The sequence below is a fragment of the Herminiimonas arsenitoxidans genome (assembly GCF_900130075.1).
In the GTDB taxonomy this organism is placed as follows: Bacteria; Pseudomonadota; Gammaproteobacteria; order Burkholderiales; family Burkholderiaceae_D; genus Oxalicibacterium; species Oxalicibacterium arsenitoxidans.
In genome coordinates this window covers 1,143,842-1,161,248 of sequence record NZ_LT671418.1, presented here as the reverse complement: position 1 = coordinate 1,161,248, position 17,407 = coordinate 1,143,842, and the positions used below count along the sequence as shown (strand labels likewise).

At 51.5% G+C, this 17,407-nt stretch carries 13 protein-coding genes; 9 read left to right on the top strand and 4 right to left on the bottom strand.

Going from position 1 to position 17,407, the window contains the following annotated elements; all coding sequences use genetic code 11:
• Window positions 1-100: 100 nt before the first annotated feature.
• From BQ6873_RS05430 to clpB, 5 genes are all read left to right on the top strand, one after another.
• On the top strand, window positions 101-1,342 hold the full coding sequence (locus BQ6873_RS05430) for a molybdopterin molybdotransferase MoeA (protein ID WP_076591740.1): 1,242 nt from the start codon (window positions 101-103) through the stop codon (window positions 1,340-1,342).
• An 8-nt stretch (window positions 1,343-1,350) separates the two neighbouring features.
• Complete coding sequence (moaD, locus tag BQ6873_RS05425; RefSeq protein WP_076591739.1) at window positions 1,351-1,608, top strand: molybdopterin converting factor subunit 1; 258 nt, start codon at window positions 1,351-1,353, stop codon at window positions 1,606-1,608.
• A 15-nt stretch (window positions 1,609-1,623) separates the two neighbouring features.
• The gene (moaE, locus tag BQ6873_RS05420) at window positions 1,624-2,103 is read left to right on the top strand and encodes a molybdopterin synthase catalytic subunit MoaE (protein ID WP_076591738.1); all 480 of its coding nucleotides are present in this window, start codon (window positions 1,624-1,626) and stop codon (window positions 2,101-2,103) included.
• The gene (gene crcB, locus BQ6873_RS05415) at window positions 2,100-2,474 is read left to right on the top strand and encodes a fluoride efflux transporter CrcB (protein WP_076591737.1); all 375 of its coding nucleotides are present in this window, start codon (window positions 2,100-2,102) and stop codon (window positions 2,472-2,474) included. The genes moaE and crcB overlap by 4 nt, the downstream gene beginning before the upstream one ends.
• A 173-nt stretch (window positions 2,475-2,647) precedes the next feature.
• Window positions 2,648-5,227, top strand: a complete 2,580-nt coding sequence (gene clpB / locus BQ6873_RS05410; RefSeq protein WP_076591736.1) for an ATP-dependent chaperone ClpB — start codon at window positions 2,648-2,650, stop codon at window positions 5,225-5,227.
• 120 nt (window positions 5,228-5,347) lie between these two features.
• On the opposite strand, the gene putA is transcribed toward clpB, so the two are convergent.
• The 4 genes from putA to BQ6873_RS05390 all read right to left on the bottom strand — a co-directional run bounded on the left by putA (window position 5,348) and on the right by BQ6873_RS05390 (window position 11,480).
• Window positions 5,348-9,022: a trifunctional transcriptional regulator/proline dehydrogenase/L-glutamate gamma-semialdehyde dehydrogenase gene (putA, locus tag BQ6873_RS05405; protein ID WP_083664530.1), complete on the bottom strand. Its 3,675-nt coding sequence runs from the start codon at window positions 9,020-9,022 to the stop codon at window positions 5,348-5,350.
• A gap of 97 nt (window positions 9,023-9,119) precedes the next feature.
• Window positions 9,120-9,566, bottom strand: a complete 447-nt coding sequence (locus tag BQ6873_RS05400) for an SRPBCC family protein (protein ID WP_076591734.1) — start codon at window positions 9,564-9,566, stop codon at window positions 9,120-9,122.
• Between the two features lie 136 nt (window positions 9,567-9,702).
• On the bottom strand, window positions 9,703-10,467 hold the full coding sequence (locus tag BQ6873_RS05395) for a YoaK family protein (protein ID WP_076591733.1): 765 nt from the start codon (window positions 10,465-10,467) through the stop codon (window positions 9,703-9,705).
• Between the two features lie 92 nt (window positions 10,468-10,559).
• The gene (locus BQ6873_RS05390) at window positions 10,560-11,480 is read right to left on the bottom strand and encodes a LysR family transcriptional regulator (protein WP_076591732.1); all 921 of its coding nucleotides are present in this window, start codon (window positions 11,478-11,480) and stop codon (window positions 10,560-10,562) included.
• A gap of 100 nt (window positions 11,481-11,580) precedes the next feature.
• On the opposite strand from BQ6873_RS05390, the gene metE reads away from it, so the two are divergent.
• From metE to greB, 4 genes are all read left to right on the top strand, one after another.
• The gene (metE, locus tag BQ6873_RS05385; RefSeq protein ID WP_076591731.1) at window positions 11,581-13,869 is read left to right on the top strand and encodes a 5-methyltetrahydropteroyltriglutamate--homocysteine S-methyltransferase; all 2,289 of its coding nucleotides are present in this window, start codon (window positions 11,581-11,583) and stop codon (window positions 13,867-13,869) included.
• Between the two features lie 217 nt (window positions 13,870-14,086).
• Entirely contained in the window at window positions 14,087-15,004 is a 918-nt protein-coding gene (locus BQ6873_RS05380; protein WP_076591730.1) for a 23S rRNA (adenine(2030)-N(6))-methyltransferase RlmJ, read from the top strand.
• Window positions 15,005-15,375: 371 nt separating this feature from the next.
• Window positions 15,376-16,653: an EAL and HDOD domain-containing protein gene (locus BQ6873_RS05375; protein ID WP_076591729.1), complete on the top strand. Its 1,278-nt coding sequence runs from the start codon at window positions 15,376-15,378 to the stop codon at window positions 16,651-16,653.
• 192 nt (window positions 16,654-16,845) lie between these two features.
• On the top strand, window positions 16,846-17,400 hold the full coding sequence (gene greB, locus BQ6873_RS05370) for a transcription elongation factor GreB (RefSeq protein ID WP_076591728.1): 555 nt from the start codon (window positions 16,846-16,848) through the stop codon (window positions 17,398-17,400).
• Window positions 17,401-17,407: the final 7 nt, after the last annotated feature.

Sequence of the window (17,407 nt, the reverse complement as noted above, 5' to 3'; positions counted from 1 at the left end):
AGATGGCTGCGGCCAGGCCGTAGCTGCCGTATAGGGGCAAGCGGGGCACGATGACGTGCTTCCGCTTACAATCGTTCCATGACCCATTATCGAGCCAAGCATGACTGAACCCAAACCGTTGTTGAGTGTTGCTGAAGCACTTAGCTTCCTTCTTTCCTCCGCAAAAAAAATTACCGAGACAGAAATTCTGCCGACGCTGGAAGTGAACGGTCGGATACTCGCGGTCGCACAGGATTCGCAACTGAACGTCCCGCCTGTCGACAATACGTCTATGGATGGTTACGCAGTACGTGCCGCTGATTGCGTGAGTGGCGAAGCTGTATTGCGCGTTAGTCAGCGGATTCCAGCCGGCCATGTAGGCAAGCCTCTGGAAGCGGGTTGTGCTGCACGCATCTTTACCGGCGCCATGATTCCGCAAGGCGCTGATGCCGTCGTGATGCAGGAAGTCTGCGTTGCAGCTAAGGATGCAGACGGCGATCTGGTAACGGTCAAACACAAACCGGCATCCGGCGAATGGATACGTCGGGCGGGTGAGGATATTCGCGCTGGCAGCACAATATTGACGGTCGGTCAGCGTCTGCGTGCACAGGAGTTGGGCTTGGCGGCTTCGGTCGGATTGGCGCAATTGCCAGTCGTGCGCAAATTACGTGTCGCAGTATTCTTTACCGGCGACGAACTCGCGATGCCGGGCGATGTATTGAAGCCGGGCGCGATCTATAACTCTAATAAATTCACCTTGCGCGGCTTGCTGGAAAATCTCGGTTGCGAGATCAGCGATTACGGCATCGTGCCCGATACGCTAGCCGCGACGCGCGATACCTTGCGCCGTGCCGCTGCCGAGAATGATTTGATCATCACTTCGGGCGGCGTATCTGTCGGCGAAGAGGATCACATCAAACCTGCGGTCGAAGCCGAAGGGCATTTGAATATGTGGCAGATTGCGGTCAAGCCGGGCAAGCCACTGGCGTTCGGTGAAGTCAATCGCACGGAAAAATCCGGCACGGCATTTTTCCTCGGTTTGCCTGGTAATCCTGTTTCCAGCTTCGTGACTTTCCTGCTGTTTGTGCGTCCGTTTATCTTGCGCCTGCAAGGCGTGGAAAATGTAACGCCCAAGGGCTACGCAATGCGCGCCGATTTCAATTTGAACAAGGCAGACAAGCGTAATGAATTCTTGCGTGCCAAAATTAATGCAGAAGGTGGCCTCGATTTATTCGCTAACCAGAGTTCCGGTGTATTGACGTCCACAGTCTGGGGTGACGGCTTGATCGATCATCCACCGGGCAAGACAATAGCCGCAGGCGATACCGTGCGCTTTATTTCATTCAGCGATTTGATGTACTGATTACTTAGATGAATATTCAACTTCGATTTTTTGCCAGCGTGCGTGAAGCGCTGAAGGTGACACAAGAATCCGTCACAGTGCCTGCTCATGTAAAAACAGTGGGTGATGTGCGTGCTTTCCTGCGCGAGCGTGGCGGCGTGTGGGCAGAAGTGCTGGCGGATGGACGTTCGCTGCGCATGGCCTACAATCAGGAAATGACAGAAGCAGATACGCCGATAGAAGATGGCTGCGAAGTGGCCTTTTTTCCTCCGGTAACCGGCGGCTAGGGTGGAGTAGAGCAGATGCCAATTCGCGTTCAAACCGAAGATTTTGATGTCAGTAAAGAAGTAGCTGATTTGCGTGCAAACAGCCCGCAGGTCGGTGCAGTCGTGACCTTTATCGGTACCGTACGCGATATGAACGACGGCTCCAGCGTGGCTGAGATGGAGCTGGAGCACTATCCTGGCATGACCGAAAAAGCCTTGCAGAATATCGTCGAGCAAGCCAAGGCGCGCTGGCCTATTTTTGATGCGCTAGTCATTCATCGTATCGGCCCCTTGCTGCCGTTGGAACAAATCGTTTTAGTTGCCGTCACATCAGCACATCGCGGCGAAGCATTTTCTGCCTGCGAATTCATCATCGATTATCTGAAAACCGATGCGCCGTTCTGGAAAAAAGAACAAACGCCACAAGGTGCGCGTTGGGTAGACGCCCGCACTACTGACGATACCGCGTTGGCGAAATGGAAGCTGCCGACAGATAACGCAGGTCAAACAAAATGAGCTGGCTGGCCGTTGGCTTAGGAGCGGCGCTTGGCGCATGGTTGCGCTGGGGTTTGGGCCTTTGGTTCAACATGATGAATACCCATGTGCCTATCGGAACCCTGGCCGCCAACCTGATTGGCGGCTATCTGGTCGGTCTGGCCGTCGCATTCTTTACTGGTCATCCAAGTCTGCCGCCAGAATGGCGTTTATTCGCCATTACAGGCTTTCTCGGCGGCTTGACCACCTTTTCCACCTTCTCGGCCGAAGCAGTCCTGTTGCTGCAACGTGGCGACTATATGTGGGCCTTGGCGCACACAGCACTTCACTTGTTAGGCTCCATCGCATTCTGTATTGCCGGATTTGCCACCTATCGCGCACTCGCTGCATAGACTACTATTGACCCAGACGGCGACGATTTCTGCTCGCCGAACTGATGACGAGATTTGCCTGATTTGCACTAGCTGTTATAGGGCTTATGTAGTTAACCCAAAATCCCTGCTTGAAAAGTGGTTACTTGGCCCAATTTTCTTTCCATGAATGAATTTCTCTGGGAGAGTATGCAATGCGTCTCGATAAACTAACAACCAAGCTGCAGGAAGCGCTCGCTGATGCGCAAAGCCATGCAGTCGGCAACGACAATCAATATATAGAACCCGTACACGTGTTGGTCGCCCTGTTAAGCCAGGACGACAGCAGCACGCGTTCGCTGCTGCAACGCGCCGGTGCGAATATCAACGGTATGGTGACCGCTCTGAAGAGTGCGCTGGATCGCCTGCCTAAGGTATCTGGCAACGGCGGTGAGGTGCAGGTTGGGCGTGAACTGACCTCATTGTTGAATCTGGCTGACAAGGAAGCCCAGATGCACGGCGATCAGTTCATCGCCACTGAAATGCTATTGCTGGCGCTGACTGAAGATAAATCGGAAGCAGGCAAGATCGCACGTGAAAACGGCTTGACGCGCAAAGCGCTGGAAGCTGCAATCAAAACCATACGTGGCGGTGCGAAAGTCGATTCAGCCGAAGGCGAAGGTCAACGTGAAGCCTTGAAGAAATACACACTCGATCTGACCGAGCGTGCGCGTATCGGCAAGCTTGATCCAGTGATCGGCCGTGACGATGAAATTCGTCGCGCCATCCAGATCTTGCAACGTCGCTCCAAAAACAATCCTGTATTGATAGGCGAACCAGGCGTGGGTAAAACCGCCATCGTCGAAGGTTTGGCACAACGTATCGTCAATGGCGAAGTGCCGGAAAGTCTGAAAGGCAAACGCGTATTGTCACTCGACATGGCATCGCTACTGGCTGGTGCCAAGTATCGCGGTGAATTCGAAGAGCGTCTGAAAGCCGTGTTGAATGAACTGGCGCAGGACGAAGGTCAGACTATCGTTTTCATCGACGAGATGCACACGCTGGTTGGTGCCGGCAAGGCTGAAGGTGCAATGGATGCCGGCAATATGCTCAAGCCTGCTTTGGCGCGCGGCGAGTTGCACTGCGTAGGCGCAACCACCCTGGACGAATATCGCAAATACATCGAGAAAGATGCTGCGCTGGAACGTCGCTTCCAGAAAATTATCGTTGCTGAACCAACTGTAGAAGCGACGATTGCGATCCTGCGCGGTCTGCAAGAAAAATACGAAGTGCATCACGGTGTAGACATTACGGACCCTGCGATTGTCGCAGCGGCAGAGCTGTCACATCGCTACATTACCGATCGTTTCTTGCCTGATAAAGCCATCGATCTGATCGATGAAGCCGCGTCCAAGATCAAGATAGAACTCGATTCAAAACCGGAAGTGATGGACAAGCTAGATCGTCGCGTCATCCAGTTGAAGATCGAACGCGAAGCCATCAAGAAAGAGAAAGACGAAGCTTCGCAAAAACGTCTGGCCTTGATCGAGGAAGAGATAGAGCGCCTGGGTCGCGAATATGCCGATCTGGAAGAGGTCTGGAAGGCAGAGAAATCTGCGGCGCAAGGTGGTCAGCACATCAGAGAAGAAATTGAAAAAGTGCGTTTGCAGATGGAAGATGCAACGCGCAAGAGCGATTGGCAACGCGTCTCCGAGCTGCAGTATGGCACTTTGCCTCAGTTGGAAGCACAACTGAAAAATGCAGTGAAAGGCGAAGCCTCTGCAGGCAAACCGAAGTTGGTTAGAACTCAAGTCGGTGCGGAAGAAATCGCTGAAGTCGTCTCGCGTGCAACCGGTATTCCGGTCTCACGCATGATGACGGGCGAACGTGAAAAACTGCTGCAGATGGAAGATGCTTTGCACAAGCGTGTGGTTGGACAACACGAGGCGATTGTCGCTGTCTCGGATGCGATCCGTCGTTCACGCGCAGGTTTAGGTGATCCTGATCGGCCGTATGGCTCTTTCATGTTCCTCGGCCCAACTGGTGTTGGTAAAACCGAGCTGTGCAAGGCGCTGGCATCCTTCATGTTTGACACGGAAGATTCGCTGATTCGTATCGACATGAGCGAGTTCATGGAGAAGCATTCGGTCGCACGTTTGATCGGTGCACCTCCAGGTTACGTCGGTTACGAAGAAGGTGGTTATCTGACTGAAGCTGTACGTCGCAAGCCGTACTGTGTGATCCTGCTTGATGAGATCGAGAAGGCACATCCAGACGTCTTCAATGTATTGCTGCAAGTGTTGGACGATGGCCGTATGACGGATGGACAAGGACGCACTGTTGATTTCAAGAATACGGTGATCGTGATGACATCGAATCTTGGCTCGCACAGGATACAGTCGATGGAAGGTAGCGATCCTGCATTGATCAAGATGGCGGTGATGGCAGAGGTACAAGGTCATTTCCGTCCAGAGTTCATCAACCGTATCGATGAGATCGTTGTGTTCCACGCGTTGGATGAGAAAAACATCGGCTCGATTGCGAAGATCCAGCTGGCAACACTGGAGCAACGTTTGGCACGCATGGATATGTCTATGGATGTATCGGAAGATGCGTTGCAGAAAATCGCAGAAGCCGGTTTCGATCCTGTGTATGGCGCACGTCCTTTGAAACGTGCGATTCAGCAGCGGATTGAAAATCCTTTGTCCAAGGCTATCCTGGAAGGGAAGTTTGGACCTAAGGATGTGATATCGGTCGATGTGAGAGACGGTGAGCTGATATTCACCAATAAGTAATAAGGCTGTAAATAAAAGCCCGCCATGTTTATTACATGGCGGGCTTTTTTATTTTCAAGATTCAGGTTGGATGCACATGGTTGACGGTCAGTATTTTCCATTAATGCAAATCGGACTGATTCAAGCGCTAATCGTCATTAAGCTGGCATTACCACCCGCTGCCGTCGTATTGACGCAAAGTGCCCGTTCATTGACGAGGCGCCACAGTGGAATGGCATGCGGAAAAGATGTTGTCACGACAGCCACGATGGCGCCTTCGCGTGCAGCCAACTCTGTACGTAAATCGGTTTGATGTTGTCCACGTTCCAGCAGTGCTAGTCTTAATTTTCTGCATTCGTGTTGAGATTCGATAATCGTGATGCTGGCGCGCAAGCTCGCAGGGAAGTCTGTGGGTACGAGCAATGCAGTGCTTTGCAATAACACGACTTGATTGCCGCTCGCGTAAGCAGCGGCTAATTGATTCAGCAAGGCTGGTGTTGTTTCTGCGACGCATAAGACGACACCGCGTGCGCTAAAGCGCATGGTATTCAGTTCGCCAGTGACACCATGCAATTGCATGGTCTTTCCGAATAGGCTGGTGCGCGTATAGTCAGCGATCAACTCACTGAGTTCTTGTTGTTTATGCGCCATGCTCCATAACAGGAAGTCTGCGAGCGTAGTTTGCATCTGCTGCGTTTCAAGAAAATCTTCCTTGGCGATTTTTTCTATATCCGCAACGCTGGTGTTTTCTTGTTGCAGGCGTTTCAGATAGAGCGGGCCACCTGCTTTCGGACCGGTGCCGGACAAGCCTTCGCCGCCGAAAGGCTGTACGCCGACTACGGCGCCGACGATATTTCGGTTCACATAGATATTGCCGACATGTGCCTGGTTCGCCACGTAGTCTATGGTTTCATCGATGCGTGTATGTATACCCAGCGTGAGTCCAAAGCCAGTCGCATTGATATCTTTGATCAGTTGCGGCAAGTCGTCGCGGCGATAGCGCAATACATGCAGCACTGGGCCAAAAACTTCGCGTTGCAGTTCGGTGATGCTGGCAATTTCAATAATGCACGGCGCGACGAAAGTGCCGAATGCAGTTGTTGCCGGTAATGGTAGTTGCCTGATCGGCTTCGCTAAGTGTGCTGCTTGCTTGATATAAGCCTGCAGATGTTCTTGCGCCTCTGCATCGATCACCGGGCCTATATCCGTAGCAAGGCGATCCGGACTGCCTATCTGCAATTCTTCAATTGCACCATTCAGCATGTGTAGCGTTTGTTCTGCGATATCAGTTTGCAGGCATAGCACGCGTAGGGCAGAGCAGCGCTGGCCGGCGCTGTCGAACGCAGAGCTAATGACGTCGCGCACCACTTGCTCACACAATGCCGACGAGTCGACTATCATCGCATTTTGCCCGCCGGTTTCTGCGATCAATGGAATGTCTCTATCCTCATTGATGCTGCGTTGTACCAACTTGCGATTGATGCTTTGTGCAACTTGTGTAGAGCCGGTAAAGACGACAGCGGCGACGCGCGCATCGGCAACCAGTTGGGCACCTATGGTTTCGCCACGACCAGGCAGAAACAGTAGAGCGTTTTCCGGCACACCTGCCTGATGCAAGAGCTGCACAACGCGGAAGGCAATTAATGGTGTTTGTTCTGCTGGTTTCGCCAGTGCTACATTGCCGGCTGCCAGAGCAGCACTGACTTGGCCTGTGAAAATCGATAAAGGAAAATTCCACGGACTGATGCACACTACCAGCCCGAGTGGCGGCGCTGTTTCAGATGCGATCGCCTGCATACTGTAATAGCGCAGAAAATCAATTGCTTCACGCAATTCGCCTATGGCATTTGGCAAGGTCTTGCCTGCTTCGCGTACTGCCAGCGTAATCAATTCTGTCGCATGGCTTTGAAATAAATCTGCTGCACGTAGCAATATGCTGGCGCGTTCTTGCGCTGGCTTTGCTTGCCACACGCTGGTACCGGATACTGCATAGTTCAGAGCTTGTTCTATATCGTTGCTACGTGCTTGCACTACGGTGCCGACTACATCAGCATGATCTGCAGGATTACATACATCGCTACGCGAGTCAGATACAGGTTGACCGATCAGCGGCAGCGCATGCCATTGCTGCTTGCGGTAAGTGTTTAAAGCCTTGCTGAGATCGCGCAATACATGTTCATCACTCAAATCTATGCCGCTGGAATTGCATCTCTCCGTACCGTATAAATCGGAAGGCAAGGCAATTGCAGGGTGAGGCTGGCCGCCGAATTTTGTCGCGAGCGTGACCGGGTCTTGTAGTAAATCTGAAATGCTTATCTTGTCATCGACGATTTGATTAACGAAGGATGAGTTCGCACCATTTTCCAATAGACGGCGTACCAGATAGGCGAGTAGCGTTTCATGTGAACCGACTGGTGCGTAAATTCGGCAAGGCACATTTAATTTGTCGTTACCTACGATCTGGTCGTATAGAGTTTCTCCCATGCCGTGCAGACATTGGAATTCATAATCTGTCACCTGCATCGCTTGCGCTTGCTGATAAATCGCGGCGAGTGTCAGCGCATTATGAGTGGCGAATTGCGGATAAATGACGTCGTTGGCTGCTAACAGTTTTTGTGCACAAACAAGATAGGAAAGATCGGTATAGACCTTGCGTGTATAGACGGGATAACCGGATAAGCCATCAACTTGCGCGCGCTTGATTTCTGTGTCCCAGTACGCTCCCTTGACCAAGCGAACCATGAATTTTCGATTACTGCGATGAGCCAGATCGATAAGATAGTCGATGATGTAAGGACAGCGTTTTTGATATGCCTGCACGACGAAGCCTATGCCATCGAAACCAGCTAATGCTGGATCGAAGGAGAGTGCTTCCATCAAGTCCAGTGACAGTTCCAGACGATCTGCTTCTTCTGCATCGATGTTGATGCCGATAACGTATTGCTTTGCCAGTAACGCCAGTTCTTTCAAGCGTGGCAGCAGTTCCTGCATTACACGTGTGCGTTGTGCACGTGTATAGCGTGGATGCAAGGCTGATAATTTGACTGAGATGCCGGGGCCATTTCTGATGCCACGTCCATCGCTGGCCTGGCCTATCGCGTGTATCGCTGAGACATAGGATAGATAGTAGGTCTCGGCATCCGCTGCCGTCATCGCCGCTTCGCCCAACATATCGTAGGAGTAGCGGTAACCACGCTCTTCATGCTCGCGGCCGTTGTCTAGCGCTTCTTCTATATTGCGTCCGGCGACGAATTGATTGCCCAGCATGCGCATGGCGAGATCTATGCCTTTGCGTATCAGTGGTTCACCACCTTTGTTAATGAGGCGAGTGAGAGCAGCGCTCAGTCCATGTTCGCTGGCATGACTGACCAATTTACCCGTGATGAGCAAGCCCCATGTTGCTGCATTGACGAACAGCGATGGCGACTCGCCCAGATGACGTTGCCAGTCGCCTTGACTGATCTTGTCTGCGATCAAGCGATCGGCGGTTTGATGATCGGGAATGCGCAGCAGCGCTTCGGCCAGACACATCAGCGCGACGCCTTCTTCGGATGATAGTGAGAACTCATGCATCAAGGCATCGACGCCGGAGGAGCGACTGCGTTTGGCACGTACGGTTGCTACCAGTCGTTGTGCCAAAGCCTGCGTTGCGGTTTGCAAGGCTGGATCGGTTTTGATCTGCGCCAGCAATTCCTGTACTGCAGTGACTTCATCGCGACGATAGGCGTTGGTGATTGCATCGCGCAATGGTGAGGGTGTGCCGACGATTTCTTCGGCGAAAGTGGAAAATGGCGTAGAAGCGATGAATGAAGACATTGACGCACCCTGTTTGAATGAGCCATCCGACTCCATCTTACATCCAAGTCATGTGTATGTTGGACTGATAAAAACTTAGTCCAAGCTACTGTGATCGCTAACCCGGAATCTCAGGTTCGACCAGTGTCGCGAGTTGAGCTAAAGATTCCTGCCAGCCGAGATAGCACATCTCGACGGGGATCACTTCAGGGATGCCTGCTTGCACGATATTGATTTCGGTTCCGCACAAGACTTTGCTTAAAACCACCGTCACCTGTATTTCACCGGGCAAGTTTGGATCATCGAATTTATCGGTGTAGCGAATTTTCTCGTGCGGAACAAGCTCGAGATATTCGCCACCGAAAGAATGTCCGTTACCCGTGTTGAAATTAGAGAATGACATTTTGAAAGTTCCACCGACCTTGGCTTCCATGTGGTGGACCTTGCACGTAAAACCGTAAGGCGGTAGCCATTTTTCTATTGCATCGGCATTCAGAAATGCACGATACACACGCTCTGGTGGCGCGCGGAGAACACGATGTAGTTGCACGGTACCTGTAGACATAATCAATTCTCTTTTAAAAAATATTGATTTAACTTGGATTAGATATTAGCGGAACAAAGTTTTTAACATAATTTTTTAAAGTTAATCTACTGTGGACGGCGCTACAGTTTTCCGCACTATGCAAGCTTATGCCGTACTAAGTTCGCAAATCTCTAAAGCGAACTACTGCATCATCAACGAGCGGTATCAACGCAATAACAAACAAAACTAGCGCGAGCGGCAGCACGGTGCTGTAACCAATATATTTGAAGCCTACTGCACCCAGAATCCCACCGATAAAAAACATCGTAAGAAGGGCGCTATAGAAGATCACTTTTCCATGTCGTGCGCGTACATAGCCTTCTGCATTTCTGGCATGTCTGTGATTCCAGTACAGCATTTTTCCGAGTTCGATACCGAGATCGGTGACTACGCCGGTTAGGTGTGTGGCGCGTATGTTGGCATCTGACATCTTGGTTATGACGGCGTTTTGCAGGCCCATAATGAAGCAGAGCAAGATCACAGTGAGGGGCACCGTGATGTCGAGATAGGCATCGAGGTTGGCACCAAGCAGGCCGAACAGCAGCAGAAGTACGGCTTCTGCAATGAGGACGATGGCGTAGGTGCTGTGCAAATTTCGGTGCCGTGCCCAGTTGACCATGATCGAAGTCGCTGCTGCACCGCTGACAAAAGAGATCATTGATCCTATGCCTGCGATGACCAATATTGCATTCCCGACGATCAGATTGTCGGACACTGCGGACATGAAGCCTGTCATGTGCGATGTGTATTGATGTACCGCCAGAAAGCCGCCGGCATTGACAGCTCCGGCAACAAACGCGAGTGCTACGCCGAGTTGTTGATTGGCGCGATGCGTTCTATTTTTCCCTGATAATTCTCTGAGAAAGTTCAGCGGTTGCATGTGGTCCTTGACTCCCATCACACTGTCGTTCAGATGTCGGATTGGCGTTGCTCAATGGATCGCGGGTGTATTGCATGTCAGTTACTTGATGATCATAGCAATTCAACGCTATCTAGATTCAAATAACAACTCTCACGCGTCGTAGTCACAAAATCTGCCAGATACGGTTTGACAGATGTCTCAGGCAGACAAGCTGCATACAAGCGTCCGGTTAATCCTTCCGCTGTAATCCGTTTCGCCAGCACGTAATTCCGATTCAGATAATTCTGCGCAGCCCACACCGGCAAGGTTGCAATGCCACGTCGGCTAGCGACCAGTTGCAACATCGCGACCGTCAACTCGGTGGTGCGGCGCTCAACTTTTACTCCAGCAGGTTTCAATACCTGACGCACGACGTCCAGCATATCGTCCGGCACAGGGTAGGTAATCAGCGTGTCGCCGATGAAATCTTCCGCTACCAAAAATTCCTTGTTTGCCAGCGGATGATCGTGTGCGACCAACGCGACGATTTCGAAGCGGAATAGTGCGTGGTAATCGACTTTTTCATCGGGATCGATCTCGGCCACGATGGCGACATCGGCGCGATGTTCGTACAGCAAGCCGACTGGGTCAGCTTGAAAACCGGAGACGATATCCAGCTCGACTTCCGGCCAGCGGCCGCGGAAGACATCCATCGCCGGCATCAGCCAGTCAAAGCAGGTATGGCATTCGACCGCAATGCGCAACTGACCGGCAACGCCTTGTGCCAGACGCACCAAGTCGCGTTCGGTTTCGGCAACTTGCGGCAAGACGGTATCTGCCAGCTTCAATAAGCGCTCGCCGGCCGGTGTGAAACGTACCGGCGTCGATTTGCGCTCGAATAGCTGAGTACCGTGATGGTCTTCCAACTGCTTGATTTGATGGGATAAAGCGGATTGTGTGACATTGAGCAGAGCGGCTGCACGCAGCAGGTTGCCTGCCTCGCGTAGAGCCAGCAGAGTTTTCAGGTGTCGCAGTTCAAGTATGGATTGCATTATGAATTTCGCTCATGATGAATCTGAATATTTATCGTTTGAATCATAGTCCATCTGCGCGCAACATGGCAAGCTTCAAAAATCTACATTGGAGTTGGGCATGGCAAAGGCGCATATCTTGGGTTTTCCCCGCATCGGGGCACAGCGCGAACTGAAGTTCGCAGTCGAATCGTTCTGGCGCGGTGATACTGAACTCGCAGCATTGCAGGAAACCGGTAAAACCCTGCGCCAACGTCATTGGGCCATCCAGGCAGAGGCCGGTCTTGATTACGTTTCTGTTGGCGATTTCGCCTGGTACGACCAGATTTTGAATACGCTGGCTTTACTGGGCGCAGTGCCGACTCGCTTCAAATTCGATCCGAAAAAACTGACGCTGGCTGATTACTTCACCTTGGCGCGCGGTAATCCTGAGTACTTTGCGATGGAAATGACGAAATGGTTCGATACCAATTATCACTATCTGGTGCCGGAATTTACAGCTGACGTTAGTTTCGACGGTGGCGTTGACTGGCTGTTTGAAGAAAACGCAGAAGCCGTTGCGCTCGGTCATAAAACCAAGGTGACGCTGGTAGGCCCATTGAGCCTGCTCTATCTCGGCAAGATCAAATCCGGTATCTCGAACAAACTTGATCTGTTGCCTAAGGTCGTTGCAGGTTATCAAAAAGTACTGAAGCGCTTGCAGGATGCAGGCGTGGAATGGGTGCAAATCGATGAACCGATTTTGGCTTTGGAACTGGATGCTGCATGGCGCGATGCGTTTGAGCCGACCTACAAAACATTGTCACCTGCAGCACCTAAATTGCTGCTCGCAACTTACTTCGATCAAGTGCGCGAACACAGTGCTTTGCTGCGCAGCTTGCCGGTAGCTGGCGTGCATCTGGATCTGGTACGTGGTGCCGGTCAATTGCCTGAGTTTCTGAAAGACTGGCCGCAATACCGCGTGCTGTCGGCTGGCGTCGTGGATGGTCGTAATATTTGGCGTGCTGATCTGGATAGCGCATTGGCATTGCTGCAGCCTTTGCAGGCAACGCTCGGCGATCGTTTGTGGGTTAGTGCAAGCTGCTCGTTGCTGCACGTGCCGGTCGATCTGGCCAATGAAAATAAACTGGACGAAGAACTCAAAGGTTGGCTCGCATTTGCGACGCAAAAAGTGTCGGAAATTACTGCGCTCAAACGTGCATTGAATGGTGAAGAGAAAGAAGTCGAGGCGCAATTCAAGGCCGCTGCATTGGCCGTCGCAGCACGCAAAGTCTCACCACGCATTCACAATCCTTTGGTGCAAAAACGCTTGAGCCAGATCGATAGTATTTCGGCGGATCGCAACAATGTGTTTGCCGATCGTATCGTCAAGCAGCAAGCGCGTTTCAACTTGCCGGCTTTCCCGACGACCAATATCGGTTCTTTCCCGCAAACGGCTGATATCCGTCAGGCGCGTGCGCAATACAAACGCGGTGAGATCGGGCATCTGGATTACTTGAACCGCATGCGCGATGAAGTACGCATGGTCGTGCAAAAGCAGGAAGAAATCGGTCTGGACGTGTTGGTACACGGCGAGCCGGAACGTAACGATATGGTCGAGTACTTTGGCGAACAGTTGTGGGGCTATGCCTTCACCGCGAACGGCTGGGTACAAAGCTATGGCTCACGTTGCGTCAAACCGCCATTCATCTATGGTGACGTTTATCGTCCAGAAGCGATGACAGTCGGCTGGAGCGAATTTGCACAAAGCCTGACCAGCAAGCCGATGAAGGGCATGTTGACCGGTCCGGTCACGATGTTGCAATGGTCCTTTGTGCGTGATGATCAACCGCGTGATCAGACTGCCTTGCAAATAGCGTTGGCTTTGCGTGATGAAGTCGTGGATCTGGAAAAAGCCGGCATCGGCATGATTCAGATCGACGAGCCTGCGTTCCGCGAAGGTTTGCCGTTGAAAGCTGCTGATTGGGCGCATTACCTGGATTGGGCGGTGAAGGCATTCCGTATCAGCGCATCCGGTGTGCAGGACGATACGCAGATTCATACGCACATGTGCTATTCGGAGTTCAACGACATTCTGCCGTGGATCGCTGCGATGGATGCCGATGTGATCACGATTGAAACTTCGCGCTCGGATATGGAATTGCTCGACGGTTTCGGTAAATTTGCTTATCCAAATGATATCGGTCCTGGCGTGTACGACATCCATTCGCCGCGCGTACCGCAAGTCGCTGAGATGCAGCGTCTGCTGCGCAAGGCGCGTGGCGTGATTCCTGATCAACGCTTGTGGGTCAATCCGGATTGCGGCCTGAAAACCCGTGGCTGGCCGGAAACCACTGCTGCATTGGAAAATATGGTGCTGGCAGCGCGCACTCTGCGTGAGGAAGTGGCGACACAGCAGCAAGCAGCTTAAACAAGGTTGTTTTACTCATCAGAAGCGGGCACAGAGAGCAGTCTCTGTGCCCGTTTTGTATTGTTCGGCGTGTTTTACCTAGTCAGGCCTGGTTGGCCGTATACGCGGTAATCGTATGTATTCAAGCCGGTAATTGTTAGAATGGCGCATTATCGAGTTGCGCCGACTTCGCCGCGCGATTTTCCTTCCCTCATTCTTGCCAAGATAGACATCCCTTATGTTGAGTTACCGTCATGCCTTCCACGCAGGCAATCACGCCGATGTACTCAAGCATCTGGTCCAGATTCAGTTGCTTAAATACATGAATCAAAAAGACACGCCGTATATGTATATCGACACTCACTCCGGTGCCGGCGTGTACGCGCTCGATAGTGCTTATGCAGCGAAAAATGCCGAATTCGCAACAGGTATCGCCAAGCTGTGGGATCGCAAGGATTTACCTGCGCCGCTGGCTGAATATGTACAAATCGTCAGAGACTTGAATCCGAGCGGCAAGATGCGCTATTACCCTGGCTCGCCGTATTGCGCAGATAGCGTCATGCGTGAACAGGATCGCTTGCGTCTGTTTGAACTGCATCCGGCTGATAGCAAGCTGCTTGCAGACAATTTCCGCAAACTGGAAGCACATGCCGCAGAGCAGGGCAAACGTCCTACAGTGCGCGGCAAGCGCATCATGATCGACCGTGCCAACGGCTTTCTCGGCCTGAGAGCCTTGTTGCCGCCGCCATCGCGCCGTGCACTGGTGCTGATTGATCCACCGTATGAAGACAAGAGCGATTACCGTAGCGTCGTGCAGACGGTATCGGATGCTTTAACGCGTTTTGCAACCGGTACATACGCTGTTTGGTATCCAGTGCTTAATCGTCTGGAATCACGCCAGATGCCGGATAAATTAAAACGTCTGACCGCCAATGGCTGGCTCAATGTCACCTTGTCTGTCACCACGCCATCGCCAGATGGATTCGGTCTGCACAGCAGCGGGATGTTTGTACATAACCCGCCATGGACGCTGGAGCCGATGCTGCGTGAGTTGATGCCGTATCTGGTGTCGACTTTGGGCGGCGATTCGGGAGCCGGCTTTACCTTGGAGTCGGGCACAACAGTCGCGCCCTACACCGGAACCCGACGCGTGTAAATCAATAGACGTTCGTCTTGTAAATTTTGCACTGAAAAACCACAGCTAAGCAGGCGATAATCGCATGACGAGCGGAATACTTGCGCGTCAGAAATATTAACGGAATAATGGGCCAAAATTGGTTTGCATCAGTTCCGTCTGGATAAGCTGTGTTTTTATTTCAAGAGGCAAGTTCTGCGGTACCTTGCAAATCCATATTGCACGATCAGGCTAGAGAATAAAAATAAAGATGCCGGTATAAATGCATCGCATGTTGGATCGAACGTGAACATCGCGGTGCTTATGCGCAGCGGTTGTTTTTTCAAGGTGTAACAAAGACGCGATGGGGTTGATCCATGCGTTCTGTTCAATAAGCAGAGACAACAATCTTGATGATCACCAATCTCAATCAGCACCTGCCTGATGATCAACCTCGTGTGAAGGAGTTCTTCCTCGCGAGACAACCCATATTGAACAACGATCAGAATCTGGTCGCTTACGAACTCTTGTTTCGTCGCGCCTCATCCGGGCCTGCCAATGTGGTGGATGATCTGGCCGCAACTGCTTCGGTGATCGCGCATGCTTCCGAGCTGGGCATAGATAACGTGATCGGTAACTCGTTAGGTTTCTTCAACGTTGATGCCGCAGTACTCATGTGCGACTTCGTTAATTTCCTGCCGTGTGAAAAAGTAGTGCTGGAAATTCTCGAGACGGTAGAGATCACGCATGATCTGGTTGAGCGCGTATCGGAGCTGGTCGATCAAGGCTTTACTTTTGCGCTGGACGATGTCATTTCCCACTCAGACGCGCTGCAGCAATTACTGCCTTTGGTCAAAATCATCAAGATCGATATCACCGGCATGGAAAAGAGCGAGTTGGCGCGCTTGGTTGAGCATTTCCGTCTGGATGGGAAAATGTTGTTGGCGGAAAAAGTCGAGACAATCGAACAATTCCAGGACTGCACGGAACTGGGCTTCCATTATTTTCAAGGTTATTACTTTGCGCGTCCCGTTATTCTTTCGGGTAAAAAGCTCGCACCATCGCAATTGGCGATTTTGCAGTTGATGACCTTGGTTGTTGCCGATGCAGATACGTCTGAAATTGAGTGCAACATCAAGAAAGATGCGTCGCTAGTGCTGACGTTGCTGCGTTTAGCCAACACGCCTGGCGTAGGTGTTACACAGCGTATCGATTCCTTGGGGCAGGCGTTAACAGTACTTGGTCGTCGTCAATTGCAACGTTGGTTGCAAATCATTCTTTACGCGGAACATAACAAGGGTAGTCACTTCACTTCGCCTCTTTTGCAGTTGGCGACCACCCGCGGCAAATTGCTGGAACTGATTACCGAAAAACTCCGCCCTGATTATCGCGCCATGGCAGATACCGCGTTCACCGTCGGCATCATGTCCTTGATGGATACCTTGTTTGGCCAATCCATGAATGACATTCTGGAGCAGGTTGCGGTAGTGGATGAGGTCAGCGATGCCTTGCTGTATCGCAAAGGTTTCTATGGCGATTTGCTCAAGCTCGCCGAATATATCGAACAGATAGAAAAGACAGGTGCCTTGCTGATCCCGACATTGCAAAAACTGGGATTGTCGATCGAAGATCTGTATGCGCTACAGCTGTCGGCATTCGAGTGGAGCAATAACGTATCAAGCCGTGTGTGAAGTGACTATCAGGCTTAAGATCTGGCCTGATTCAATGTGATTCCCTTATGCAAGATGGCGTGCCGCATTGGCGTGAGTCATCTTGCATTCTTGCTTGTATATCCCTATAAATTTTTTACATACTCAACTTGAGTGGTCTCAAATAAACAGGATCACCTGAATCTCATGGCTGCATGACGTTAAAATAGGCTTATGACGAATCAAGCAAATACTACTGAAAACGATGACGATGATGGCGAGAATAGTGCGCCAGCCATTCCTGCGGGCACCAAGAATTACATGACACCGCAAGGTCATCTACGGATGAAAACCGAGTTGCTGAAATTGATCGATGTCGACAGGCCTGAAGTGGTGCAAATCGTTTCGTGGGCGGCATCGAATGGTGATCGTTCCGAGAATGGTGATTACATTTACGGCAAGCGGCGTTTACGTCAGATTGATGGAAGAATTCGCTTCCTGACCAAGCGTCTGGATCTTGCCGAGATTGTTGACCCAAGTATTCATCACGGCAGCGATCAAATCTTCTTTGGTGCGACTGTGAAGTACGAAACGCAAGCGGGTGAGGAGCATACCGTCACGATACTGGGCATCGATGAACTGGACCCACTCAATGGAAAGATCAGCTGGATATCGCCAGTTGCACGCGCGCTGACCAAGGCAAGGGTAGGCGATACCATCACCTTGAAAACGCCGGGCGGTGTGGATGAGTTACTTATTCTGGAAGTGACTTACCCAGCACCTGTTTGATGTGCCG

Excerpts from the sequence above, each read along its gene's own strand:
- clpB (WP_076591736.1), top strand. The coding sequence starts at position 2,648 with ATGCGTCTCGATAAACTAACAACCAAGCTGCAGGAAGCGCTCGCTGAT.
- moaE (WP_076591738.1), top strand. The coding sequence starts at position 1,624 with ATGCCAATTCGCGTTCAAACCGAAGATTTTGATGTCAGTAAAGAAGTA.
- BQ6873_RS05375 (WP_076591729.1), top strand. The coding sequence starts at position 15,376 with ATGATCACCAATCTCAATCAGCACCTGCCTGATGATCAACCTCGTGTG.
- putA (WP_083664530.1), bottom strand. The coding sequence starts at position 9,022 with ATGTCTTCATTCATCGCTTCTACGCCATTTTCCACTTTCGCCGAAGAA.
- greB (WP_076591728.1), top strand. The coding sequence starts at position 16,846 with ATGACGAATCAAGCAAATACTACTGAAAACGATGACGATGATGGCGAG.
- BQ6873_RS05400 (WP_076591734.1), bottom strand. The coding sequence starts at position 9,566 with ATGTCTACAGGTACCGTGCAACTACATCGTGTTCTCCGCGCGCCACCA.
- BQ6873_RS05430 (WP_076591740.1), top strand. The coding sequence starts at position 101 with ATGACTGAACCCAAACCGTTGTTGAGTGTTGCTGAAGCACTTAGCTTC.
- BQ6873_RS05390 (WP_076591732.1), bottom strand. The coding sequence starts at position 11,480 with ATGCAATCCATACTTGAACTGCGACACCTGAAAACTCTGCTGGCTCTA.
- BQ6873_RS05395 (WP_076591733.1), bottom strand. The coding sequence starts at position 10,467 with ATGCAACCGCTGAACTTTCTCAGAGAATTATCAGGGAAAAATAGAACG.
- BQ6873_RS05380 (WP_076591730.1), top strand. The coding sequence starts at position 14,087 with ATGTTGAGTTACCGTCATGCCTTCCACGCAGGCAATCACGCCGATGTA.
- metE (WP_076591731.1), top strand. The coding sequence starts at position 11,581 with ATGGCAAAGGCGCATATCTTGGGTTTTCCCCGCATCGGGGCACAGCGC.
- moaD (WP_076591739.1), top strand. The coding sequence starts at position 1,351 with ATGAATATTCAACTTCGATTTTTTGCCAGCGTGCGTGAAGCGCTGAAG.
- crcB (WP_076591737.1), top strand. The coding sequence starts at position 2,100 with ATGAGCTGGCTGGCCGTTGGCTTAGGAGCGGCGCTTGGCGCATGGTTG.